Source organism: Streptomyces sp. NPDC029169, assembly GCF_055563935.1.
Genome location: NZ_JBVHXA010000013.1, coordinates 155,221 through 179,923 on the forward strand (window position 1 = coordinate 155,221; position 24,703 = coordinate 179,923).

A 24,703-nucleotide genomic window follows, 5' to 3' on the forward strand; every position below is an offset into this window, starting at 1 on the left:
GTGAGCAGCAGCAGCACGGTGGACGACCGCGCGGACGACCGCTGGGACGACGGCCTGATCGCCCGCCGGGCGGAGGAGAAGGCGACTCAGCCGCACGACGACGCCCCTGACCAGGGGGCGGAGGACAGCCTTCCGCCGCTCGGCGGGCAGTACGGCGGCCCCCTGCGCACCCGCCTCGACGCCCTCCACGAGCTCGTCGGCCTCTCCCGTACGAGACTGGCGCACGAGACGCTCGCCGAGGCCGGACGCGTACTCGACGAGGCCGCCGCCCGCCAGCGGCTCTCCGCCCGCCACACCGTCGTCGCCATCGCCGGCCCCACCGGCAGCGGCAAGTCGACGCTCTTCAACGCCCTCGCGGGCGTCCCCGTCTCCGAGACCGGGCTGCGCCGCCCCACCACCTCCGCGCCCATCGCGCTCAGCTGGTCCGAGGGCTCCGCCGGACTCCTCGACCGCCTCGCCGTCCCCGGCCGGCTCCGCCGCCGCCCCCTGGCGGGCGGCGCCGCCGACGAGGACCTGCAGGGCCTCGTCCTGATCGACCTGCCCGACCACGACTCGGCCGTCACCAGCCACCGCGAGCAGGTCGAGCGGGTCCTGGGCCTGGTCGACGCGGTGATCTGGGTGGTTGACCCCGAGAAGTACGCCGACGCGGTGCTCCACGAGCGCTATCTGCGCCCGCTCGCCGGCCACGCCGAGGTCACCTTCGTCGTCCTCAACCAGATCGACCGGCTGGGCGCCGAGGCCGCCGACCTCGTCCTGGACGATCTGCGCCGCCTCCTGGACGAGGACGGCATGGCCCTCGGCGAACACGGCGAACCCGGCGCCACCGTCCTCGCCCTCTCCGCGCTCACCGGAGCCGGCGTGGGCGAACTGCGCGAACTGCTCGGCCGGTTCGTCCAGGAACGGACGGCACCCGCGCTCCGGCTCTCCGCCGACGTCGACGCGGCGGCGGCCCGGCTCCGCCCGGCGTACGTCTCCGAGGGCCAGACCGGCCTGGGGGAGCGGGCGCGCGAGGACTTCGCGGCCCGGCTCGCGGTCGCCGTCGGCGCCACCGCGGCCGGCGAGGCCGCCGAACGCGTCTGGCGCAGGAACGCCATCCGTGCCTGCGGCACGCCCTGGCTGCGGCTCTACCGCTGGTACGAACGACTGCGCGAGCACGGCTCCGCCACCGACCCGCGCCTCCAGGCGCCACTGGAGGACGAACTCACCGCGCGGCAACGGGTGGAGCAGGCCGTACGGATCGTCGCCGACGACGCCTCCCGCGGACTCCCGGCGCCCTGGGCGCAGGCGGTGCGCGAGGCGGCGGCACGGGGGGCCGACGGGCTGCCCGAGGCGCTCGACGAACTCACCGCGAGCATCGGCGACCCGGCCGCCCGCCCCCCGCGGCCCGCGTGGTGGCCGGCGGCGGTCCTGGCGCAGGTCCTGATGACGCTCCTCCAGTTCTTCGGCGCGGTGTGGCTGGTCGGCCAGATCGTCGGCGTCGTGGAACCGGGGCTGCTGCAGCCCGTCCTCATCATGCTCGGCGGCATCGTGGGCGGTCCGCTGGTCGAGTGGGCCTGCGCGACGGCGGTGCAGGGGCCGGCGCGGCGGTACGGGCAGGAGGCCGAACGCAAGCTCCGGGAGGCGGCGGCCGCGTGCGGACGGGCGCGGGTCCTGGACCCGATCTCGGCCGAGCTGATGCGCTACCGGGAGGTGCGCGACCAGTACGTGACGGTGTCGGGGACGCGCTCGGGGGCGCGGGTGACGCGAATGGGTGGCGGGACGCGGTGGGGTGGGGCGAGGCCGGGGGCGCGGCTGAGGTGAGTTGCTGGGTTCGCCCCTTCGGGTGACGGAGTTTTCCCCAACACCTCGCTCCTCCACAGGCGTCGGCGCGCTGAGGCTGGCCGGTCCAGCATGGAACCGGCCGAAGCGCTCGGCCGAAGTGGTGCGGTATGGGGAGGGACGAACGACATGAACGACACGATGGTGACGCTGGTCGGGAACGTGGCGACGAGCGTGGAGTACCGGGAGACGGCGACGGGCGGGGTGGCCCGGTTCCGGTTCGCGGTGACGGCGCGCCGCTGGGACCGGGAGCGGGGCACGTGGTCGGACGGACACACCAGTTTCTACACGGTGTTCGCGTGGCGGGCGCTGGGCGCCAACCTCGCCGCGTCGGTCTCGGTGGGCGAGCCGCTGGTGGTGCACGGCCGGTTGCGGGTGCGGGAGGAGGACGTCGAGGACCGGCAGGACGGCCGGCGCAGGACGTTCGTGGACATCGACGCGCTGGCGGTGGGCCACGATCTGACGCGCGGTACGGCGGCGTTCCGCCGGGTCGTGAAGGGCGAGCCACGATTGACGGAACGTCAGGGGAACGGGGGAGAGGGCGCCACGGGTGGCGAGGTGGAGCGGGATCCGTGGGAGGGGCCGGAGGTTCCCAGGGTCCTGGAACCCGTGCAGTGACGAGGAGTTGTAGGGATTTGTCGACTCCGTGATCAGTGGTTCTCCGCTCAGCGGACCCCGGTCATAACGATTCCGAGTCGGAATGGTTATCAGGTCGTATGAACGGGCAGCAGGCTCTTCCCCATCCATAGGATTCCCGGGTACTCATACGGGACTTGAGTCAGCACTCGAGTCGACAGTTGAGTCAACCGGGTCTGTGAATCTGCTGGCGATGCGCTCCCCCCACGTGTCTCGACCACTGACACGGAGCAGCTCGCCCGGAGGGGAAATTCATGTTTTCTGTTCGGAGGCGCGGCGTTGCCCGCCTTGCCGCCGCGACCGTGGTCTCTGGCCTCGTCGCCGCGGGCGCGATTGCCGTCGCGGGACCGGCGGCGGCCGATGAGGGCCTGCAGGGAACGGGCGGCGCCACGGCCACGCTCGGCGACCTGAAGATCTTCGACGAGGTGAAGATCGACGGTTCGGAGTACCGCGCCGGCCTCTTCGAGATGACGGTCAAGCCCGGCGGCTCGATCCAGACCTACTGCATCGACCTGCACACCGACGCGCTGAAGGACCAGGAGTACAAGGAGGTCGGCTGGGACCAGTCCGTCCTCCACAACAACAAGAACGCGGGCAAGATCCGCTGGATCCTGCAGAACTCCTACCCGCAGGTGAACGACCTGGACGCCCTCGCCAAGAAGGTCGGCGCCGAGGACCTCACCGAGAAGACGGCCGCCGCCGCCACCCAGGCCGCGATCTGGTACTTCTCCGACAACGCCGACGCCAAGCCGGTCGACAAGGACGCGCAGGCCCTCACCACGTACCTGCGTGAGAAGGCCGAGGACCTGGCGGAGCCGAAGGCCTCCCTCAGCCTCAGCCCGTCCACGGTGTCCGGCAAGCCCGGCGAGCGCCTCGGCCCGGTCACCGTCGACACCAACGCCGCCAAGGCGACGGTCTCGCTCGCTCCGGGCGCCCCCGCCGGTGTGAAGCTCGTCGACAAGGACGGCAAGGTCGTCACCGACGTCGCCAACGGCGGCAAGGTCTGGTTCGACGTGCCCGCGGGCACCGCCGACGGCTCGGCCGAGCTGAACGCGAAGGCCGACACCACGGTCCCGATCGGCCGTGCGTTCGTCTCCACCAAGGTCAAGAGCCAGACCCTGATCCTGGCCGGCACCAGCACGTCCACGGTCGAGGCGAAGGCCTCCGCGACCTGGGCGAAGAAGGGCCCGATCCCGGCCGTCTCGGCCGAGAAGAACTGCGCCAAGGGCGGCCTGGACATCACCGCCTCGAACGAGGGCGACGAGGACTTCACCTTCGAGCTCGCGGGTCTGAAGCACACGATCCCGGCCGGCAAGTCCCAGACGGTCACCGTCCCGGTCGCCGAGGACCAGGCGTACGACTTCACGATCAAGGGCCCGAACGGCTTCGAGAAGACCTTCAAGGGCGTCCTCGACTGCAAGCCGGCGGCCACCCCGGCCCCCTCCACCACCCCGTCCAACGAGCCCTCCCCGGCCACGGCCGGCGGCTCCACCACCGGCTCCACGACCGGCGGCGGCGACCTCGCCGAGACCGGCAGCTCCAACGCCACCCCGATGATCGCCGGCATCGCCGCCGTCCTCGTGCTCCTCGGCGGCGGCGCGGTCTTCTTCCTCCGCAAGAAGAAGACGGCCGGCCAGTAACACCCCGCCTCACGGCTCCCGACGGCCCCGGCGCGCACTCCGCGCACCGGGGCCGTCGCGCGTCCTCGCCCGCCGGCCGTCGAGCCACCCGCAGTGACGGACCGGTCACAGCAGCGCCCCGTGGGAAGCCCCAGGTCGGGGCCGTCGCACCGGACTGGTTTCCGCTTGAGGGTGGCGGTCAGGCAAGATGGGGTGTATCTGCCCACTCACTCTTTGCCGGACGGTTTCTCTTGGCTGAGTACATCTACACGATGCGCAAGACGCGCAAGGCGCACGGCGACAAGGTCATCCTCGATGACGTGACGCTGAGCTTCCTGCCCGGTGCGAAGATCGGTGTGGTCGGCCCGAACGGTGCCGGTAAGTCCACCGTCCTCAAGATCATGGCCGGGCTCGAGCAGCCGTCCAACGGTGACGCCTTCCTGTCCCCCGGGTACACCGTCGGCATGCTCCTCCAGGAGCCCCCGCTCGACGAGTCCAAGACCGTCCTGCAGAACGTCCAGGACGGCGCCGCCGAGATCATGGGGAAGCTGCACCGCTTCAACGAGGTCGCCGAGCTCATGGCGACCGACTACTCGGACGCGCTCATGGAGGAGATGGGCAAGCTCCAGGAGGACCTGGACCACGCCAACGCCTGGGACCTCGACGCGCAGCTCGAGCAGGCCATGGACGCGCTGGGCTGCCCGCCCGGCGACTGGCCCGTCACCAACCTCTCCGGTGGTGAGAAGCGCCGCGTCGCGCTCTGCAAGCTCCTCATCGAGGCCCCCGACCTGCTGCTCCTCGACGAGCCCACCAACCACCTGGACGCCGAGTCCGTGCAGTGGCTGGAGCAGCACCTCGCCAAGTACCCCGGCACCGTCGTCGCCGTCACCCACGACCGGTACTTCCTCGACAACGTCGCCGAGTGGATCCTCGAGCTCGACCGCGGTCGCGCCCACCCCTACGAGGGCAACTACTCCACCTACCTCGAGACCAAGGCCACCCGCCTCAAGGTCGAGGGGCAGAAGGACGCCAAGCGCGCCAAGCGGCTCAAGGAAGAGCTCGAGTGGGTCCGCTCCAACGCCAAGGGGCGTCAGGCCAAGTCCAAGGCCCGTCTCGCCCGCTACGAGGAGATGGCCGCCGAGGCCGACAAGATGCGGAAGCTGGACTTCGAGGAGATCCAGATCCCGCCGGGCCCCCGCCTGGGCTCCATCGTCGTCGAGGTCAACAACCTCTCCAAGGCCTTCGGCGAGAAGGTACTCATCGATGATCTCTCCTTCACGCTGCCGCGGAACGGGATCGTCGGGGTCATCGGCCCGAACGGCGCCGGCAAGACCACGCTCTTCAAGATGATCCAGGGCCTCGAGACCCCGGACTCCGGCGACATCAAGGTCGGCGAGACCGTCAAGATCTCGTACGTCGACCAGAGCCGCGCCAACATCGACCCCAAGAAGACGCTGTGGGCCGTCGTCTCCGACGAGCTGGACTACATCAACGTAGGCCACGTCGAGATGCCGTCGCGGGCCTATGTCTCCGCCTTCGGCTTCAAGGGTCCCGACCAGCAGAAGCCGGCCGGCGTCCTCTCCGGCGGTGAGCGCAACCGCCTCAACCTCGCGCTCACCCTCAAGCAGGGCGGCAACCTGCTGCTCCTCGACGAGCCGACCAACGACCTGGACGTGGAGACGCTGTCCTCGCTGGAGAACGCGCTGCTCGAGTTCCCCGGTGCGGCCGTGGTCGTCTCCCACGACCGCTGGTTCCTCGACCGGGTCGCCACGCACATCCTGGCGTACGAGGGCGACTCGAAGTGGTTCTGGTTCGAGGGCAACTTCGAGTCCTACGAGAAGAACAAGGTCGAGCGCCTCGGCCCGGACGCGGCCCGTCCGCACCGCGCCACGTACAAGAAGCTGACCCGAGGCTGAGGTCAGTGAGGCACATCTACAGCTGTCCTCTGCGCTGGTCGGACATGGACGCCTTCGGGCACGTCAACAACGTCGTCTTCCTCCGCTATCTGGAGGAGGCGCGGATCGACTTCATGTTCCGGCTGGCACCGGGCGACGGTTCGCCGTCGTTCTCCGGCGGGTCCGTCGTGGCCCGGCACGAGATCGACTACCTGCGGCCGCTGGTGCACCGGCACGCGCCGGTCACCATCGAGTCCTGGGTCACGAAGATAGGCGCGGCCTCGCTGACGATCGCGTACGAGATCAAGGACCCGGAGGTGACGTACGTACGGGCCTCGACGGTCGTCGTCCCCTTCGACCTGGAGGCCCAGCGGCCGCGGCGGATCTCCGCCGAGGAGCGGTCGTTCCTTCAGGAGTACGTCGACGACGGGATGACGTCAGCCGCATGATCGCCCCGCTGCACTTCGCCGACGCCAGGGAGGCGGCGGACCTCGCCGCCTTCCTGGCCCGGCTGATCCACTACGACCGCGCCGCAGCCGTCCGACTCCAGGCCGGCGGTGGCGCGCTCGCCGTCTTCGGGCGGCCGCCGTCGTTCGAGGTGCTCGCGATCCGTACGGCACGGCTCGTCGACGCGATGGATCTGGACGTCACCGTGTCGGCCGGCGAACTCCTGGAGGGCATCGAGGAGTCGGCGGGGAAAGCCGTCGTCCCCGACGCCGTCACCGGGCCGCCGTGGGCCGGCGTCCTGCCGCCGCGCGGCGGCTGGGAACCGGTCGCCGGAGTGCCCGGTGTGGCCGAGATGCGGGGCGCGGTCGCGGCGGCCGTCGCCGAATTCCGGGCCCGGGACGAGGAGTTGCCCGAGGAGCGGCGCACGCGGGCCGAGCGGGACCGTATCGGCCGCGAGATCTGGTCCCGGACCCTCGCCGACACCGGGCTGCCCCTGCGGGCCGTCCACGCCGCGCAGTCGCTGGGCTTCCTGCCGCCCCAGGAGATGCCGGTCGCGCTGTTCGCCTCGGGGCCGTGGCTCCGGCTGCGTACCCCGTACGGCTCGATCGCGCTCCGCACCGTACCGACGTCCCTCACCGTCACCCCGGGCCCCGCGGCGCACTGATCACGGTCGAGGTCGACGCGCCCCTCACCGGCGACGAGCTCAACACGCCAACACATCCCGGACCGACGATCAGATAACGCGTCCCTGGGGATCCCTCAGGTCAAGGAGTGGCCGCCGTGTACCAGGGCGGTTCCCAGGGGTGTGCGGCTATGACGTACAGAGCCGCCCCGCCGCTCCGTGGCGACAAGACCTGCCGCGCGCAAGGCGGCAGCGTGGCGGCTCGCTGCCGTGGTGGAGACCTGGAGACGTGCCGCGAGCGTGGTGGTGCTGTGGCCGGCGGCGAGACAGCGCAGCACCGCGGCGCGGGTGCCTCCGAGCAGCTCGTCCAGGGCCGTTTCTTCCCGGTCGGTGGTGGCGATCTCGGGGATCCATAACGGACCCCGGGCTACTGGGTAGACCAATACCGGCGGAAGCTCGGGCATGGCGAGCTTGATGGGATGGTCGTGGCAGAAGAAGCTGGGGATGACCGTCAGGCCGCGCCCATCCAGGTGGAGTTCTTGCTCGACGGAGTAGTCGACTTCGAGGACGGGCGAGCTCCAGCGGGAAGTGGGGCCGAGATTGGCCAGCATGCCCTCGCTGCCGTGCTCGAGCAGATCCCGCATCCGATGCTGCCGGTCACGGTGGGTACTGACCGCGGACGCCGCGACGTACGGAGCCACGGCAATGTCGTAGTAGCGGTGCAGCGATGCGCCGAGCCGGCGCAGGGCATGGACTCGGCCCGAGGCGATGTCGTCGAGATACGCGGACGGGCGGGAGCGGCCGGCAGCGAGACGGGTGATGTCAGCGCGAAGCCGGTCCCTGCTGGTGGAGAGCACCATGTCGAGGCCCGCGTGCAGCACGGGTTCAGCACCAGCGCTGCCGACGGGAGTGAGGAAGTCCGGGAAGTAGGAAGTGCGCGGGGCCAGAGCGGCGAGCATCCGGACCTCGTGGCCTAAGCCGGCGGCGGCCAGCGCGGTGCGGACGCGGCGGCACCATGGGGCGAAGAAGGGGTCTGGACGGACCAGTTGGTGCAGGCTCAGCACCGTTTCCCACATGGCGTCCGGCTGCTGGGCAAGCCGGATCCGCCCGAGGTCGTGGCCGGTGAAGTTGATGCGAAGCACGTTTCCCCCCGATGTAGGGCCGCTGCTGTTCGCAGGGTGCCCAGAGGTCGATCGGGATTTCGAAGCGGCGCGCCGAACTGTGCATGTCAGCTGTCGACGCCCGTTGCAGTAGCACAAGGAACGCTCCGCTGTATCGGGATTGCGGTACTTCGGGAGAGCTTTCGCTCATCGGGGCGCGGCGGGCAACGTGATCCATGTCGTCCCCCAGCCCTGCGCAAGACGACGGGGGGATGAGCTCAGCGTTTGCAGCGCTCCACCCCAGAGTTCCACGACCAGAAGGGACACGATTCCTGTGCGTACGAGAACAAAGCTGGCAGTCGCTCTTTCGGCGAGCGCCCTGGCCGTCTTCGGAATGTCCGGTCCGACCTCCGCGGCGTCCACGCTCGACAGCACGATCGCGGCCCAGGCGGAGCGGGCCGGCCTCGACCGGAGCGAGGTCGCTGATCTGCAGAAGCAGATCGACGAGCAGATGGCCCACACCCCGGGTGGCGAGCAGATCGGTGTCAACCAGGTCGCCTGGCGTGACGGTAAGGCGATCATGACGTTCCCGCTGCCGGGCGAGAAGCAGGCCCGCGCCGTCGACGAGCCCCTCGGGACGCTCGGTACAGCGAACTGCAGCTATCTCTGGACCTGCCTCTACGAGCACGCCAACTACGACGGCCGTCGACTGACCTGGTCGGACTGCACCTTCAACAACCTCGCCGACTGGGGCTTCAACGACAAGACGTCGTCCTGGCACAACAACCAGAGCAGCGGCACAGTGACCAGGGTCTACAACTGGACCGGCAGCTCCTGGTCTCAGCTCTGGTCCTCCACCGCTCCGTCGAAGAGCTCCTATGTGGGCAGCACCAACAACGACAGGGCCGACGGCATCCGGGTCTGCTGACCTTCACGTCGGGCTGTTCCGCTCTTCCCGTGAGGGCCGGTCGGCCCCGGCGAACATCTGTTTCGCCGGGGCCGGCCGAAGGTCGCTCTCAGTCGGTACTTACCCGTCCGCGTCGTCCGGCCACACCCCGATGTGGTCCTGCTCCAGTTCAAGCATCACGCGGTGCTCCATGCCCAGCGTCTCCCTGTACTCCGCCGGGAGTTGCAGCCGGCCCGCGCGGTCGAGCATCGCGTACTCGCGGGACACCAGGGACTCCTGGCCCTCCGCGTCGACCTCCGTACGGCGCAGGACCTCGGAGGAGGTGCGGCCGTCGCGGATGGCGACCGTGCGGCGCACCTCGGACGCCACGGCCTGGTCGTGGGTGACGATCACGATCGTCGTGCCCAGTTCCTCGTTGGCGCGGCGGAAGGCGGCGAAGACCTGCTCGCCCGTCGCCGAGTCCAGCTCGCCCGTCGGCTCGTCGGCGAGCAGCACCGACGGGGAGTTCGCCAGCGCGACCGCGATGGCGACCCGCTGCTGCTGGCCGCCGGACATCTGGTGCGGCCTGTGGTCCCGGCAGTCCGCGACCTCCAGCATCGCGAGCAGCTCCTCCGCCCGCTCCGCCTTCTTCTTCGAGCGGCCGGCCAACTGCATCGGCAGTGCGACGTTCTGAGTTGCCGTCAGGTACGGAAGCAGGTTGCGGGACGTCTGCTGCCAGACGAAGCCCACCACGTCCCGCCGGTACCGCAGCCGCGCCTTCGCGTCCATGGCCAGCAGATCGCGGCCCGCGACCTTCGCCGCGCCCGCCGTCGGCACGTCGAGACCCGCCAGGATGTTCATGAGCGTCGACTTCCCGCTGCCCGACGCCCCGACCAGGGCCATCAACTCGCCCTCCTGCACGAGGAGATCGAGGCCCTGGAGCGCCTGCACCTCCACCCCGTCCGTGGTGAAGATCCGTACGAGCCGGTCGCAGGCGATCAGGGCGTCGTGCCCGAACGAGGGCCGGTCGCGGTGCGCGGTCGCCCGCTGCTCCAGCTCCGCGAGGCTGATGCCGGTGCGGGTCTCGACACGGGTGCCGGTGCCGGTATCGGTATCGGTGCTGGTGTCGGTCATCGTGCGTCTCCTGCTCTGAGGTCCTTGATCGATCCACCGCGCGCCGACGACCATGCCTGAACCACCGCCGCCAGGCCCGCGAGGGCCACCACGCCCACCGCCGGCAGCCCCAGCGACCACGGGTCCGCCCGCAGCGGCGCGCTGTCGAGCGTGGCGAGCCCGGGGGCCGCCGCCAGGGAGAGCCGGAGCAGGTCCACGCCCGGCGCGAGCAGCAGGATCGTCGCCCAGCCGACGAGCGTCCCGCCGACGGCCGCGAGCAGCGCCTGCGGCAGCGCCTCCAGGCCGAGGAGCCGCCGGCCCTGCCGCCGGGTCAGGCCCATCGTCCGCAACCGGGCGAGGAGCGTGGCCCGTTCCGGCGCGGACTGGAGCAGCGAAAGGAGGACGGCGAGGACGGCGTAGCCCGCGCCCGCCCCGATCGCCGCCAGGTAGATCCGCCCGGCGCCCGCCTGCATCGGCGCGTCCACGTAGGCGGCCCGACGCTCGGCCCGCAGCACCACCGAGAACTCCGGGGACTTCGCCGCGACCACGGCCCGCAGCGCGTCCCCGCGCACCGATGGACCGGAGGCCAGCAGGACGGTGTCCGCCCGGCGGGGCAGGTCGGCGCCGTTGACCAGCAGGAAGTCCTGTTCGGGCAGGGCCGGCGTGGCGGACCGCACCCCCACGATCCGCACCTTGAACGCCCCGGCCGCCGCCACCACATCCTGCGGCTCCGCCCCGAGCCGCTCCGCGACGGCGGGCGACGCGATCGCCGGCAGGACGCGAGCGGCGCTGGCCTTGCCGTCCGTTGCGGCCCCGCCACCCCGCCCCGTGGACCTCAGCAGGCCCGCCGGGAAGGGGCCGAAGCCGGTTCGGGCGGCGAGGCGGGTGTATGACTCCGGGTTCACGCCGATCAGGGGCGCCGTCCGCAGTTCCGGTAGGCGGCCCGTTCCGGGCGGTAGTTCCACGCCGTACTCGATCTGGACCGTGGCCACGTCCGTCACCCCCGCCGTCCCGCGCACCGCCTCCGCGAGCCCGGCCGGCAGCGCCACCGCGTCCGCGTTTCCCGTCACCCGGGCGTCCGCGCCCGTCTCCAGGAGCGCCGCCCGGTCCCGCGCGTCCGCGACGCCGGCCAGCACCGAGCCGCCGAACGCGGCCGTCGTCAGCGCCACCAGGAGCGCGAGCAGCGGCAGCGCGCCGGTCGCCGAGGAGCGCCCGGCCCGGGCGAGCGACAGGTAGCCGACCGCGCCGCGCAGCCTGCGAGCGGGGCGCGTCGCCCACCGCAGCGGCAGCGGATACAGCCGTACGAGAACCAGCGCGGCGATCAGCGCGACGAGCACCGGCGCCGAGCTGACCAGGTAGTCCCCGGAATCCTCCGTACCGCGTCGGCGCAGCGCCACGACCGCGCCGACGGCCAGGGCGAGGACGGTGAGTTCGGCGACCGTACGGCCCCGGGAGGGGCGGGCGGCGATCAGGTCCTCCCGCCCGCCGTGGGTGAGCGGCCTGCGGTGCAGGAACAGCGCGCGCAGCGGCAGCGCCAGCATCGCGAGGAGCGCGACCGCCCCGGCCGCGGCGAGGGCGGGCAGGAAGCGGGCGCCGGGGACGGCGAGCGTCGCGAGCAGCAGCCCGAGGCCGGCGGCTGGCAGCGCCAGGACCGCCGTCTCGCCGAGCAGCCGGACGCCGATCCCGGCGAGGGAGCCGCCGCGCGAGCGCAGCAGCGCCAGTTCGGCGGCGCGCCGGGCGGCGAACAGGCCGCCCGTCATGGCCAGTACGACCGCCGCGACCGCCCCGATGCCGAACGCGGCGACGGCGACGACCGACGCGATCGCCGTACGCATGCCCTGGTAGCCCTCGACGATCTCGTCGAGCCCGGTCGTGACCACCCCGGTCGGCCCGATCGCCCCCCGGACCCTCACCAGGTCCGGCCCGCCGGCGAGGGAGGCGAGCGCGGTGCGCAGCCCCGGCTCGTCCTGGGCGGTGAGATGGCCGGAGGTCGGTATCAGCCGCCAGTACAGCTCCGGCTCGCCGGTGCTCGACAGCAGGAGCGGGCCGCCCTCCGGCGGCAGCAGCAGAGCCGCCTGCCAGTAGAACTGCGTACCGTCGCCGCCGGACTTCATCGCGTACGAGGGGGAGCGCAGCAGGGGCTCGACGGACCAGTAGCCGCCCTGCGGACGCACCGGTTCCACGATGCCGGTGATGGTGACGGCGAGTGGTGTAGTGGAGAAGCGGTCCGGGACGTGCACCACCGAACCGGCCTTCAGGCGCAGCTTCGTGGCCGTCTCCGCGGTGACGGCGGCCTCGCTGGTGCCGTGGGCCGGGTCCGCCTTCGCCGGCAGCCGGCCCTCGCGGATCCGCGCGTGCTCGGCCAGCGCCGAGGGGGCGGACAGGATGAACTCCGGCGGCAGCCGGTACGGCTGGGGGAGCCAGGGATCGAGTCCGACGACCCGCCGGGTGGTCCGCACGCCGTGCACCGACTCCGCGGGGTCGACGCGCAGCGGGGCCGGCAGCAGCCGCTCCACCGCCGCCCGCGTGTCGGCCAGGTACGCCGGGCCCATCGCGGCCGCCCTCTCGGCCGGCGGAAGGCCGACGTGAGGCGAGGCGGCCGTGATGTCGAGGACCGTGTTGCGCGGGGCCGCGTCGGCGATGTCGTGCCGCAGGCCCTCGGTCTCGTACGCGTCGACGGTACGGGGGAGGGCGGCGGCGAGGAACGCGGTGACCAGGACCAGCAGCGCGAAGGCCCATGCCGTCCCCGGAGCGGTCCGCAGCCGGGTGCGCACCCAGGGCGCGACGGCGCGGGCGGGTCTGCCGAGCTGGGGCATGTACGTCGCCTTCCTTGCAGGTGCCTTGCTCGCCGCGCCTCGCTTCACTGGTCCCCCTGGTGGCGCAGGGTCACGGCCGGGTCCGTGCGGCGCAGCGCGATCGCGGAGACGATCAGGAGCGGCAGCGCGGCGACCCCGGCGAGCAGCAGGGCCACGTGTCCGGGCGGGAGTTCGACCAGGACCCGGGGGACGGGCTGGGCCGCCTGCCCGGTCAGCACGATCAACGGGACGACGGCCCGGGTGAGGACGGTGCCGAGAGCCACGCCCACGAACAGGCCGATGCCGACCAGCAGGCCCTGCTCGGCGGCGATCAGCCGGGCCAGTTGGCGGCGCGGGGCGCCGAGCGCCCGCAACACCCCGAACTCCGCGGACCGTTCACGCGTCGAGCCGGCCGCGCTCACCGCGAAGCCGACCGCCGCGAGCGCCGCGGCCGCCGCCGCGACCGCCATCAGCGCCGCGTTGGGGCCCGCGCCGAGCGGGTCGCCGAGCAGCTCGGCCGCCGCCTCGTCCCGTACGAGCACCTGCGCGGGATCGACGTCGGGCCGGGCGCGCAGGGCCTCCGCGACCTCGTCGGTGCGGCCGGGCGCGGTGGTCAGCCACCACTCGGTGGGCGGCAGGGTCGCGGTGGGATCGGCGGCGAGGAACTGGTGCGCCGCGCGCAGATCGACCAGGAGCGCGCCCCCGTCGTCGGGCGTGGCGCCCGGCGCCGACGCGGAGACGGTGCCCGCCCCGCCGCCGGTGGTCGGCAGCTCCCGTACGGTGTCCACGATCGTCACGTTCAGCCGCAGACCACTGAGGGACACCTCGACCCGGTCGCCCTCCTTCGCCCCGGCGGCCGAGAGGAACGCGTCGGTCGCCACCCCGCTCAGCGTCGACGGCGGGGCGGGGCGCGGCGCGGAGATCCGCAGACCGTAGGCCTCCTGGCCGGGGAACATTCCCTCCTCCGTCGTGCCGGCCGTGAAACGGACCGCGTACGGCGTCCGCCCGACGGCGCGCCCGGCGACCGGCACCGGCTTCTGCGGCGTGCCCTCCTTGCTCTCGTGATAGCCGGACTTCCAGGAGGCGAGGGAGCGCACGGCGTCGACGGGACGCTCCGTGCCGCCCTCGTGCCGCGAGACGAGCCGTTCGACCGCGAAGGTCTGCTCCCCGCCCTCCCCGATGACGACGGCCCCGTCCAGCTCCACGCCGGTCAGCGTCAACGGGCCCACGGGCACGCTCGGTTCGGCCCCCTGCGCGCCCAGGTCGAGGGTGAGCCGGTGCGGCTGCCCGTCGGAGGGCAGCGGCCCGAGGAGCCGTCGGAACGGAATGCCGTACCGGTCCTCCACGACGACCGTCACCTGCGCAGGGGCCGTGCCGCTCGGCGCCGTGCGCCGCAGATCGAGCGTCAGACCACGGCTGCCGGCCGGCAGCGCGATCCCATGGCGCGGGCCCTCCTTCGGGGCCAGCGACGTCATCAGCTCACGGGCCGGAGTGTCCGCGAGGTCGTCCCGGAACAGGAGTCCGCCGGCGGCGTGCCGGGTGTCGAGGGCGAGGACGGTCGCCGTGTGGTTGCCCGCGAAGCTGGTCGTGGCGCGGTGCGCGGGGGCGACCGAGCGGACCCCGGGCAGGGCCGTGTACCGCTCGGCCTGCGCCGGGTCGGCGGTGGCGCCGCCGGTCAGGACCCGGAGCGCCGTTCCCGTACGGAAGTCGGCCCGGTCCTCCTGCGAGCGGTCCCAGGACGCGCTCTGCCCGATGGCGAGCATGCCCATCGCGACCGCGAGCACGAGCAGCAGCACCGGGCCCGCCCCGCGCAGCGGACGGCGGCTCAGCTGCCAGCCGGCGAGCGCGGCGGCGAGACCGCGTCCGCGCGCGGCACGCCGCTCGGCAAGCCGGGCCGTGGGCGGCAGCAGCCGCAGGGTCAGGACGGTGCCGGCGAGCAGCGCGAGCGCGGGGGCGGCGACGAGAAGCGGGTCGATGCCGAGGGAACCCCCGCGGTCGCCGCTGAGCGCGCCGCCGCCTTCTGAGGCACTCCCTGAGCTGCCGGTCTGCCGGTCGAGCTGCCAGTACGCCACGGCCGCGACGACGAGCAGGCCGACGTCGGCGCCCGCCCGCACGGGCGCGGGCAGCGCCGCCGCACGCCCCTTGCGGAGCTCGCCGTCCCCGGTGCTCAGCGCGGGGGCCACGACGGCGGCCGCGCAGCACACGGAGACCAGCGCCGCGACCAGCCACACCTGGCCGAGCGGGATGTCGTCGAGCCGTACGCCGAGCGCGCGGAGCGCGGACCGGTCCGCGAGCAGCCGGGTCAGCGGCCCCGCGAGCAGCGGGGCGATCATGGCCGCGGGCAGGGCGAGCAGCAGCGCCTCCACGGCGGCGAGCGAGGCGATCCGGCGCCGCGAACCGCCACGGGCACGCAGCAGCGCAGTCTCGCCGGACCGTTCGGAGCTGAGCAGCCGGGCGACGAGCAGCAGCGCGTACGCGGCGAGCAGCACCAGCTGCACGGCGACGATCATCAGCGTGGACCGGGAGACGAGCAGGGCCCGTTCGGTCTGCTCCAGGACCGTCGGCAGCGAGGTGTGCGCGCTGACGGTGCCACCGAACGGGGCGGTGTCCGCGGCGAGCGCCTTCGGCTCGGCCGACGCGGAGGCGCGCAGCGCGTCCATACGGCCGGTGGTGACGCCGGTGAAGTCGGCAGTGGCCAGCCAGGACGTCTCTCCCGACGTGACGCGCCCGGAGGCGAGGACGGCGGGGTCGGCGAGCAGCGGACCGTACGTCGTGAACACGACGGTCTTCACGCCGCGCCCGCCCGCCGGGTCCAGCTGCCAGTACAGGTCGGTGGGATCGGCGGGCCGGTAGAGCCCGGTGATCCGGGCCTTCACCGGCTTCCCGCCGAGCCGGTCGGTGAGTTCGAGTACGGTCCCGGGCCCGATGCGCAGCCGCGCGGCGGCCGTCTCGGGCACGGCCACGTCGATCACGGCGCCCCGGGTGCCGCTCCCGCCCGCTCCCGGCCACGCGCCCTTGACCAGCGCGAGCCGCGACCGGTCGAGGGCCGCGATGTGGGTGAGGTCGGGCTCGCCCCCGCGCGCGGCCGGGCTCTGAAGGGCGCGAGGCAGCGCGTACGGCCCCGAGCGTTCCAGCTTCCGTACGCTCACCGGCAGTCCGTCGAACGTCCGGCCCGCCGCCTCCCGCGCGGCGGCGTCGGCGGACTCCCGCTTGGCCACCGGTACCTGCCCGGTCACCATCAGCGCGGCGGCGGGCGCGGACCGGCCCCGCAGGCTGCCCTGGAGCGCGGCGTTGCCGATCGAGCCCGAGAAGGCGGCGAGGGCCGCGAGCACGGAGGTCGTCAGCAGGACGGCGAGGAGCGCGGCGGCGAGGAGTAACCGGTGCGCCCTCGCACGCAGTAACACGAACCCGGTCACTCATCCCCCTGAACGCCACCGAACGTCCGTCCGATGCTTTCAGAGTGCACGGGCCGGTGGAAACCGCTTCCACAGGGACCTTGACTGGATCGTGACCGTTATCCGGGGCCCGGGCTCCGGAATGCGTCGGTCCGGGGGCGGGTCAGTCCCCGGTGTTCAGCCCTCGGTGTTCACCATCGAGGCCGCCGCGTACGTCAGGTACTTCCACAGCTGGCTCTCGTGCTCGGGGGCGAGCGCGAGCTCGTCCACCGCCGCGCGCATGTGCTTCAGCCAGGCGTCGTGCGCCGCCCTGTCGACCGTGAATGGGGCGTGGCGCATCCGCAGACGCGGATGGCCCCGGTGGTCGCTGTACGTGCGGGGGCCGCCCCAGTACTGGATCAGGAAGAGCACAAGGCGCTCCTCGGCCGGGCCGAGGTCCTCCTCGGGGTACATGGGGCGCAGCAGCGGATCCTCCGCGACTCCCTGGTAGAAGCGGTGGACGAGACGCCGGAACGTCTCCTCGCCACCCACCTGCTCGTAGAAGGTCTGCTCCTGAACCGTGCCGCGCGGAATCTCCATCACCGCTCCATCGTCTCAGATGCCCCGGCCGAGGACCGGAGGTCTAGGACCACCCGCCCCCGGCCACTCGCCTCCGCCACTCGCCTCCCCATCACCCGCGCAGGACAGTGGAGGCATGGGTGCTCAGCGGGACGAGGTCGCCGAGGAGGGCGCGCGGGCACGGCAGGCCCTGGTGCGGGAGATCGAGGCGTACGGAGCACTGCGCGACCCGGCCTGGCGCGCGGCCTTCTCCGACGTGCCCCGGCACCTCTTCGTCCCCTCCTACTACGTCTCCGGGGCCGGCGGCTACGAACGCCTCTGGTCCGGCGACCCCGACCCGGTCCGGCGCGCCCTCTGGCTGCGCGGGGCCTACCGGGACGTACCGCTGGCCACCCGCGTCCGGGACGGCGACCTGGTCACCTCCTCCAGCCAGCCCTCCCTGATGGCCGAGATGCTGGAGGCGCTCGACGTACGGGACGGGCAGGACGTCCTGGAGATCGGCGCCGGCACCGGCTACAACGCCGCCCTGCTCTGCCACCGGCTCGGCGCGGAGCACGTCACCACCGTCGACCTCGACGTGGAGATCACCGAGTCCGCCCGCACCCATCTCGCCGCCGCCGGGTACAAGCCCGCCGTGATCACCGGCGACGGCGCCCGCGGCTGCCCCGAGCGCGCGCCCTTCGACCGGATCGTCGCGACCTGCACCGTGCCGTCGATCCCGTACGCCTGGCTCGCGCAGTGCCGCCCGGACGCCCTCGTCCTCGCACCGCTCTCCACCGGGCTGCTCCTGCTCCGGGTCCGCGACGAGGCCCATGCGGAGGGGCGTTTCCTGCCCACGTCCGCGTACTTCGTGGCCCTGCGCGGCGGCAACGCCGCCCGCTTCCCCCGCGGTCGGCCGATGGGGCTGCCCCGGCACGTGTTCGACGACGACCGCTTCCAGTTCCTGCGCACGCTGGCGGAGGAGACCCTGGACGCGCGCGAAGCGCTCGCGCTCTGGCAGCGCGAGCGGCGGCCGGAGCGGGAGCGCTTCGGGGTGACGGTGAGCGGGGGCCGGCAGTGGGCCTGGCTGGACGACCCTGAAGGACCGTACGCCTGGCCACTGCCGAGCGGTTGAGCGGATATCGGATCATGGATCCTGGATCGTGGATCGTGGATCCAATATCTCGGATCCAATATCCGTGATCCGATATCCGTGATCCGATGGACCGCGTTATCCGCGCCGGATCGTGATCGTCGTCCAGGCGCCGACGTGTACCCGGTCGCCGTCCTGGAGCTGGATCGGCACATAGGGCTGGATCGGTTCTTCGGCGCCGTTGATCGTGGTGCCGTTGGTGGAGTTCTGGTCCACCACCGCCCACGAGCCGTCCGGCTGCTGCACCAGCACGGCGTGCTGGTGCGAGACGCCCGGGTCCTCCGGCGGAACCGACAGGTCGATGTCGGGGGACTCGCCGGTGGAGTGCCGGCGGCGGCCGATGCTGACCTGGTTGCCCTGGAGCGGCAGCTGCTTCGCGGGGGAGTACGCGGGCAGGTTCAGGCCCGAGGCCTCCGGACCGCTGCGGTGCATCATCGCCATGAAGTAGTCACGGTCGGGACCGATGTACGCCGACCAGCCCGCGGCCGGCCGCGGCGGCTGGTACTGCTGCTGCGGCATCTGCTGCTGCGGGGGTGCCTGCGGTTGTGCGGGCGGGGGCAGCACCCAGTCGTCGCCGCCGGGCGGGTCCTGCCGGTGGGGCGGTGCGGGCGGCGCGGCCGGCGGCGGTGCCTGGAAGAAGGCCGGCGGAGGCGGCGGCGGTCCCTGCTGGAACCCCTGCGGCGGCCGCGGCGGCGCCTGGTGGTGCGTGGGGTCGGCGGAGAGCGGCTCGGCCGGCCGGTTCATCTGCGAGGGCCGCGAGCTCTGGTACTCGTACGGGTCCGGCTGCTGCGGCTGCGGCGGTCGCGGCGGCGACTGGAAGCCCGGCGGCAGGTTCAGGCCCGGCGGCGTGCTCTGCTGCGGCGAGGGCGGCGCCACCGGCGTGTACGAGGTCGCCGTGTTGGTCAGGAAGTTCCAGCGGCACTCCTCGCAGAACGGGGCCATGGCCTCGCGCGGGGTGCGGCACTGCGGGCAGAGTTCCGCCTGGGCGGTCGCGTTCGGGTCGTACCCACCGGGCGCCTGGCCGGGGCCGGGACCGTGACCCGGACCGGGGCCACCGGGAGGCCCGGGGTAGCCGTACGAGGGCGGCGGCGGGGGAGGCGGCGGTACGGCACCCGCCGGCGCACCCGCCCCGGCCGCCATACGGTGGCCGCAGACCTCGCACCAGTCGTCGGAGACCGACTGGTGTCCGTTCGGGCAGGTCGGCATGTCGGTGCTTCCCCCTCTCGTCGTCCGGCCCGGGGCCGGGCTACTTCTTGACGCGAACCGTCTTGGTGGAGCGGGTCTCGAGAGTCATCTCGTCCGCTTCCGCGACCTTCGCCTTCAACCGCACAGTACCCGTCGCCGCGTCGACGACGTCCACCACCTTCGAAAGCAGTTTCGCAGTGCCCTCGTTGCCGGAGGCGGCCGCCAACTGCACCGCGCGCCCCAGTTTGGCGGTCGCCCCGTCGCGGTCGCCGGACTTGCGGGCGTCCAGTCCCTGCTGGATGACCTGCGCCAACTCGGCCTGGCCGGTGTAGTGCGCGACCTGCGGATTGATCGAGGTCGACATCGCCATGTCGTCCGTCCACACGGCCCGTACGAGACCCTGACCCAGCGTCTTGGGGGTGCCGCCGAGCGCGTCCGGGACGATCAGCGAGACCCGGGCGGCGAGCATCTCCTGCCCGATCCCGGCCTGCGGAACCCGGACGCAGACGTGGTAGTCGCGGGACTCGTCGCCCCACGAACCGGTCGGGTAGTCCCCGGCCCGCGGTCCCGCCTCCGTACGGCGTCCGGTCAGATCCTCGACGGTCGGCGCGACCTGCTTCACAAATCCGATCTCCACCCCGACCGGGGTCCACAGGCGGAGCGCGACATCCGCGACCTCCTTGCCCATGGCGTTCTCCATCATCGCGGTGAAGTCCGCCGCGAGGCCCTGCGGATCGGCCACGATGTCGGCCGTGCCGAGCAGCGCGGAGGCGATGCCGGTGACCTCCTTGACCTCCCAGTCCGTACCGACACCGCGCGCGTCACAGGTGAAGCGGCCCGCGCACGCGTCGAGCGCGGCCCGCAGGTCCTCCGGCGACTCGTGCTCGTTGCGGCCGTCGGTGAGCAGGATGCCGTGCCGGATCGATACGTCGGCGGAGCCGAGCAGCCGGTCGGTGAGGCGCAGCCAGGTGCCGATCGCCGTGCCGCCGCCCGCGCTCAGCCTGCGCAGCGCGTCCTTCGCCTGGCCGCGGGTCGCGGGGCCGGCGACGGCGAGCCGGCCGTTGCCGGGGTACACCTCGTTGGCCACGTGCGTGCCGGCGACGACGGCGAAGGAGGTGCCGTCCCGCAGCGCGTCGATGGCGGCGGCCGTGGCGTCCCGGGCGCCGCGCATCTTCGTCGGCGGGTAGTCCATCGAACCCGAGCAGTCGACCATGATCACCACGGCCGCGTCGGCGCCGGAACGGGCGTCGGAGCCGGCGCCCGTCAGCGCCGCGCCACCGCTCGTGCCGCCGCCGGTCGAGGTGACCGTGACGATGGCGTTGACCTCGCGGCCGCCCTCGGGCAGGAACTCGTTCTGGTACACGTCCACCGAGAACTGGGGCACGTTCGACTTGGAGAAGTTCGCCATGGGTTGAGGCTCCTCGACAAACACATGTGAAGGGGACAGATTGGCCGGCGACCGCTCAGGCCGATCCTGCCCCTTGCGGTGAGAGGGTGAACGGCAGCAGCGCCACTGTTACGTTGTCGTGGCCCCCGCCGTCCAGGGCGTGGCCGACCAGCACCTGGGCGCCGTGCAGCGGCCGTCCGGCGGCGTCGGCGGGCACGACCCGGGCCATGTCGTCGGCGGCCTCGGCGTAGTTCCAGAGCCCGTCGGTGCAGACCACGACGACACCGGGGCGGTCGGGCTTGAACGCGGCGGTGTGCGGCTCCAGTTCGTACGCGTCGGCGCCGAGCCAGCCGGTGATGGCGTGGGCGCGCTCGTCGGCGTACGCCTCCGCCTCGTTCATCAGGCCCGCGGCGACCATCTGGGCGGCCCAGGAGTCGTCCTGGGTGAGCCGGGCGGGCGGGGAGGTCCGGTCGTCCGGCACCCAGTAGGCCCGGCTGTCGCCGACCCAGCCGACGATCAGCAGTCCGTCGGCGACGACCGCGCCGACGATGGTGCAGGCCGGGGCGTTCTGGTGGCGGTGGGGGTCGTGCTCCATGCCGTCCTGGCCGGGCTCCTCGGCCAGGGAGTTGACCGCCTCGGCGGCGGCGACGATCGCCTCGTGCATGGCCTGCTGCGGGTGGGTGCCGCGGGGCAGGGCGGTGAGCAGCGACTGCCCGGCGGCCTGCGCGGCGGCGGCAGAGGCCTCGTCGGGGCGGGTCGCCGAGGAGACACCGTCGCAGACGATCGCGAGGGTGGCGGGGGAACCGTCGGGGAGCGCGGTGGCGGAGACCGCGAACGCGTCCTCGTTGCGGTGGTGGCGCAGACCGCGGTCGCTGACGGCGGCGACGGTGGAGAGCTCCTGCTCCATGTGGTCGCGCTCGCGCGGCTGGGCGTGCCCGCAGTTCTCGCAGTACCCGTCGGGGTCCACGGCCCCGGCCCGGCAGGCGACGCACAGCTTGGTCCCGGCGGGCGGGGTGGCGAACTGCGCGGCGGCCGTCCGCGGGTCGGGCGCGGCGAGCGTGAAGTCCCCCTCGGGGGCGGGGGCGGCGGCCGGCTCCTGGCTTTCCCCGGCCTGGGCGGCGAGCGCAGCGAGCCCACTGAGGGGCGCCCCGAAGGCCCCGGCACCGGCAGGCGTGCCGACCGTGCCGGCCGTACCCGCAGAGCCCGGCGTGCCGGCCGTGCCGGCCGTGCCCGCAGTGCCCGGTGCGGCGCCCGGCGTGCCAGACATGCCCGCCGCGTACGGGCCGTCCGTGCGGACCGGGATCGTGGGCAGGTCGCGGCCGCCCGAGTCCGTGCCCGGGAGGTCGCCCGGGTGCTGGGTCGCCGTCGAGAGCGCACCCGGCTCGCGGTGTGGCGGCTCGGGCCAGTTCACCGGCGTACCGATGGCCACGGTCGGGCGGTCCGGCTCCGGGACCGCCGCCGGTACGGCCGAGAGGTCGTAACCGCACGCCCCGCAGAACCGGTCACCCGACTCCAGCGGCTCCGCGCAGCCCGGGCAGGCCGAGAAATCGTGCTGGGGCATCTGGGACATACTCACACCCACGTCCGGGGGCGGAAACGGTTGGCCCGCTCCACCAGTTCGATCCTCTCCTCGCCCCGCTGAGCGAGCCGGGCGAGCACCCGGTACGAGCGTTCGAGGCCGAAGCGCAGCCCGCGCTCGTCCAGTTCGCTGCCGAGCAGCCGCGTGCCGTCCGGAGCTGCTCCGGGACTTCCGGAGAGTACCCAGTCGAGCGCCGTGCCGAGGACCTCCGTCGACAGCCGCTCCCGGCGCACCGCGTCGAGGCCGAAGCCCTGGAGCGCGGAGACCTGCGCTGCGGCCGCCGTCAGGTCCGCGCCGAGCGGCTCGTTCGCGGCCCGCCGCCGCAGCCGCGCCCGTACGGCGGCGACCCGGGCCGCGGTGTAGTGGATGGACGCCTCCGGTACGGACTCCAGGGTGCGTACGGCTCCGGTACGGTCGCCGGCCGCGAGCCGCACCCGGGCGAGCCCGAACGCGGCGCTCACGAAGCTCGGGTCGGTCGCCCACACCAGGCGGTAGTACTCCGCGGCGTTGTCCAGCTGGCCGAGCACCTCGGCGCAGATGCCGAGGGCCAGCTTGGGCGCGGGCTCACCGGGGAAGGCGTCGTAGATCGCGTCGAACGACAGCGCCGCGTTCTCGTGGTCGCCGGTCACGAGCGAGGTGATGCCGCGGTACCAGACCACCCGCCAGTCGTCCGGGTGCTCCTCCTCCAGCGTGGTCAGGGCGCGCCCGGCGGAGCCCACGTCGGCCATCTCCAGGCGGGCCCGCAGCTCCCGCAGCCGCAGCTCCAGGGAGGGCGCGGGCGCGGTGTGCAGGGCGCTGATCAGCTCGGCCGGAGCGGAGGCCATCAGTCCGGCGAGGAAACCGGCGTTGGGGTCCCCCGGATCGACCCGCGGCACGGGCAGCGCCAGCGAGGCGGCCCGCGCGTCGAGCGCCACGAGAAAGGCCCCGGCGCCCGGTGAGCCCTGCGCCGCGACGGCCCTAGTGCCCTGCGCCTGGACGGGCCCCGCGCCCGTACCGGACGCGCCCTGCGCGGCCCGCGACGTGCGGCTCCGCCGCCCGCCGCGCGGCGCACGCGCACCCAGGACCGAGACATCCTCCGTCAGTTCCGCGAACAACTCCGTGTCCGTGACCCGCAGTTCCGTGCCGAAGAGTGTCGAGAGCGCCGGGCGTGGGCGGCCCGACTGGAGGGCGACGACCTCGCGGAGGACGCCCGTCAGCTGCTCCGCCATCTCCTGCGCGGAGGCGAAACGGCGGGCCGGGTCGGGGTCCGTCGCGCGGACCAGGAAACGGTAGAAGGACTCGTACGTCCGGAGGACCTCGATGTGCTCCGGGTCGGGCAGCGAGTCGACGAAGACGTTCGTGTAGCCCTGGAAGTCGAAGGTCAGTACGGCGAGCGTGCGGGCCACCGTGTACAGGTCGCTCGCCACCGACGGGCCGACCTCGGCCACCTCCGGCGCCTGGTAGCCCACCGTGCCGTAGATCGCCGACTCGTCGTCGTCCATCCGCCGGACCGCGCCCATGTCGATCAGCTTCAGCTGGTCCTCGGTCTGGATCGCGTTGTCGACCTTGAAGTCGCAGTACAGCAGGTTCCGGCTGTGCAGGTGCCCGAGCGCCTCCAGAGCCTCGATCCCGTACGCGCACGCCTGCTCCACCGGCAGCGGATCGCGCCTGCCGTCCGGCGTCCGGCGGTCGTTGGCGATCTCCTTGAGCGACTTGCCGCCGACGTACTCCATGACGATGTAGCCGTCCAGGGAGCCGGTGCGCGGGTCGAGGTGCTCGACGAAGTTGTAGATCCGGACGATGTTGGAGTGCTCGATCTCGGCGAGGAAGCGGCGCTCGGAGATCGCCGCGGCCATCGCGTCCTGGTCGCCCGTGTCGAGCAGGCCCTTGAGGACCACCCAGCGGTCGGAGACCGCCCGGTCGACCGCCAGGTAGATCCAGCCGAGACCGCCGTGCGCGAGACAGCCCGCGACCTCGTACTGCCCGTGCACGATGTCCCCGCCGCGCAGCTTCGGCACGAAGGAGTACGGGTGTCCGCACTTGGTGCAGAAGCCCTCCGTACGGCCCGGCCGGTCACCGCGCGAACGGCCCACCGGGGCACCGCAGTCCGAGCGCGAGCAGAATCGCTTCCTCTCGGGGACCTCGGGGTTCTCCATCACCGCGGCGCGCGGGTCGGGGCGCGGCACCTCCGGGATCGTCACCAGGCCGGCGCCCAGCCGGTTCCGCCCGGACTGCGCGGTCGACGAGCCGGAGCTGCGCACCGACACCGAACGGCTGCTGCTCCCGCCCGACAGCGAGCGGGACAGCCGCCCGGAGACCGAGCGGCGGGAGGTCGACGAGCGCGAGGAGCGCGAGGAGCTGCGGGCCGAGGCCCGCGAACTCGACCGCGACGAACCGGACCCCGAGCCGCCCTTGCCGGGCACGGCCATACCCGTCGGGGTGGACTGCAGCAGACCGCCGGGCGCCACGACCGGGGCGAGCCCACAGGTGTCGCAGTACAGCTCGCCGCCACCCATGTCCTCGTACGAGCCCTCACACGAGGGACGCTGACAGGCGC

At 73.1% G+C, this 24,703-nt stretch carries 17 protein-coding genes; 8 read left to right on the plus strand and 9 right to left on the minus strand.

Annotated elements, in window-relative coordinates:
* From ACZ4VI_RS23815 to ACZ4VI_RS23840, 6 genes are all read left to right on the plus strand, one after another.
* Positions 1 to 1,800, plus strand: a complete 1,800-nt coding sequence (locus ACZ4VI_RS23815) for a YfjP family GTPase (protein WP_468002157.1) — start codon at positions 1 to 3, stop codon at positions 1,798 to 1,800.
* A 147-nt stretch (positions 1,801 to 1,947) separates the two neighbouring features.
* Entirely contained in the window at positions 1,948 to 2,436 is a 489-nt protein-coding gene (locus ACZ4VI_RS23820) for a single-stranded DNA-binding protein (protein WP_468002159.1), read from the plus strand.
* 272 nt (positions 2,437 to 2,708) lie between these two features.
* Positions 2,709 to 4,094 carry a Cys-Gln thioester bond-forming surface protein gene (locus ACZ4VI_RS23825; RefSeq protein ID WP_468002161.1) on the plus strand — a complete coding sequence of 462 codons (1,386 nt, stop codon included), beginning with the start codon at positions 2,709 to 2,711 and terminating at the stop codon, positions 4,092 to 4,094.
* 230 nt (positions 4,095 to 4,324) lie between these two features.
* The gene (gene ettA, locus ACZ4VI_RS23830) at positions 4,325 to 5,989 is read left to right on the plus strand and encodes an energy-dependent translational throttle protein EttA (RefSeq protein WP_468002163.1); all 1,665 of its coding nucleotides are present in this window, start codon (positions 4,325 to 4,327) and stop codon (positions 5,987 to 5,989) included.
* 5 nt (positions 5,990 to 5,994) lie between these two features.
* Positions 5,995 to 6,417 carry an acyl-CoA thioesterase gene (locus ACZ4VI_RS23835; RefSeq protein ID WP_468002165.1) on the plus strand — a complete coding sequence of 141 codons (423 nt, stop codon included), beginning with the start codon at positions 5,995 to 5,997 and terminating at the stop codon, positions 6,415 to 6,417.
* Entirely contained in the window at positions 6,414 to 7,079 is a 666-nt protein-coding gene (locus tag ACZ4VI_RS23840) for a DUF8010 domain-containing protein (RefSeq protein WP_468002167.1), read from the plus strand. Before ACZ4VI_RS23835 ends, ACZ4VI_RS23840 begins: the two co-directional genes overlap by 4 nt.
* 95 nt (positions 7,080 to 7,174) lie before the next feature.
* Here the strand turns inward: ACZ4VI_RS23840 and ACZ4VI_RS23845 are convergent, their stop codons facing one another.
* Positions 7,175 to 8,179: an ArsR/SmtB family transcription factor gene (locus ACZ4VI_RS23845; RefSeq protein WP_468002169.1), complete on the minus strand. Its 1,005-nt coding sequence runs from the start codon at positions 8,177 to 8,179 to the stop codon at positions 7,175 to 7,177.
* 292 nt (positions 8,180 to 8,471) lie between these two features.
* Between ACZ4VI_RS23845 and ACZ4VI_RS23850 the strand changes: the two genes are divergently transcribed.
* Positions 8,472 to 9,065, plus strand: a complete 594-nt coding sequence (locus ACZ4VI_RS23850; protein ID WP_468002171.1) for a peptidase inhibitor family I36 protein — start codon at positions 8,472 to 8,474, stop codon at positions 9,063 to 9,065.
* Between the two features lie 99 nt (positions 9,066 to 9,164).
* Here ACZ4VI_RS23850 and ACZ4VI_RS23855 read toward each other — a convergent pair whose 3' ends face one another.
* The 4 genes from ACZ4VI_RS23855 to ACZ4VI_RS23870 form a co-directional block, all read right to left on the minus strand.
* Entirely contained in the window at positions 9,165 to 10,157 is a 993-nt protein-coding gene (locus tag ACZ4VI_RS23855; protein WP_468002173.1) for an ATP-binding cassette domain-containing protein, read from the minus strand.
* The gene (locus ACZ4VI_RS23860) at positions 10,154 to 12,952 is read right to left on the minus strand and encodes an FtsX-like permease family protein (protein ID WP_468002175.1); all 2,799 of its coding nucleotides are present in this window, start codon (positions 12,950 to 12,952) and stop codon (positions 10,154 to 10,156) included. Before ACZ4VI_RS23860 ends, ACZ4VI_RS23855 begins: the two co-directional genes overlap by 4 nt.
* Before the next feature lie 44 nt (positions 12,953 to 12,996).
* The gene (locus ACZ4VI_RS23865) at positions 12,997 to 16,347 is read right to left on the minus strand and encodes an ABC transporter permease (protein WP_468002177.1); all 3,351 of its coding nucleotides are present in this window, start codon (positions 16,345 to 16,347) and stop codon (positions 12,997 to 12,999) included.
* 156 nt (positions 16,348 to 16,503) lie between these two features.
* Positions 16,504 to 16,908, minus strand: coding sequence for a globin (locus tag ACZ4VI_RS23870; RefSeq protein WP_468002179.1), 405 nt, complete (start codon positions 16,906 to 16,908; stop codon positions 16,504 to 16,506).
* 112 nt (positions 16,909 to 17,020) lie between these two features.
* Between ACZ4VI_RS23870 and ACZ4VI_RS23875 the strand changes: the two genes are divergently transcribed.
* A complete protein-coding gene (locus ACZ4VI_RS23875; protein WP_468002181.1) occupies positions 17,021 to 17,998 on the plus strand; it encodes a methyltransferase domain-containing protein in 978 nt (325 codons plus the stop codon).
* 96 nt (positions 17,999 to 18,094) lie between these two features.
* Here the strand turns inward: ACZ4VI_RS23875 and ACZ4VI_RS23880 are convergent, their stop codons facing one another.
* Genes ACZ4VI_RS23880 through ACZ4VI_RS23895 form a run of 4 tightly spaced genes read right to left on the minus strand, consistent with a single transcriptional unit; the run spans position 18,095 to position 24,662 of the window.
* Positions 18,095 to 19,222, minus strand: a complete 1,128-nt coding sequence (locus ACZ4VI_RS23880; protein ID WP_468002182.1) for an FHA domain-containing protein — start codon at positions 19,220 to 19,222, stop codon at positions 18,095 to 18,097.
* 40 nt (positions 19,223 to 19,262) lie between these two features.
* Positions 19,263 to 20,609 (minus strand): vWA domain-containing protein, encoded by a 1,347-nt coding sequence (locus ACZ4VI_RS23885; protein WP_468002184.1) that lies wholly within the window; start codon positions 20,607 to 20,609, stop codon positions 19,263 to 19,265.
* 55 nt (positions 20,610 to 20,664) lie between these two features.
* Positions 20,665 to 22,149, minus strand: coding sequence for a PP2C family serine/threonine-protein phosphatase (locus ACZ4VI_RS23890; RefSeq protein ID WP_468002186.1), 1,485 nt, complete (start codon positions 22,147 to 22,149; stop codon positions 20,665 to 20,667).
* An 11-nt stretch (positions 22,150 to 22,160) separates the two neighbouring features.
* A complete protein-coding gene (locus ACZ4VI_RS23895; protein ID WP_468002281.1) occupies positions 22,161 to 24,662 on the minus strand; it encodes a serine/threonine-protein kinase in 2,502 nt (833 codons plus the stop codon).
* Positions 24,663 to 24,703 lie beyond the last annotated feature (41 nt).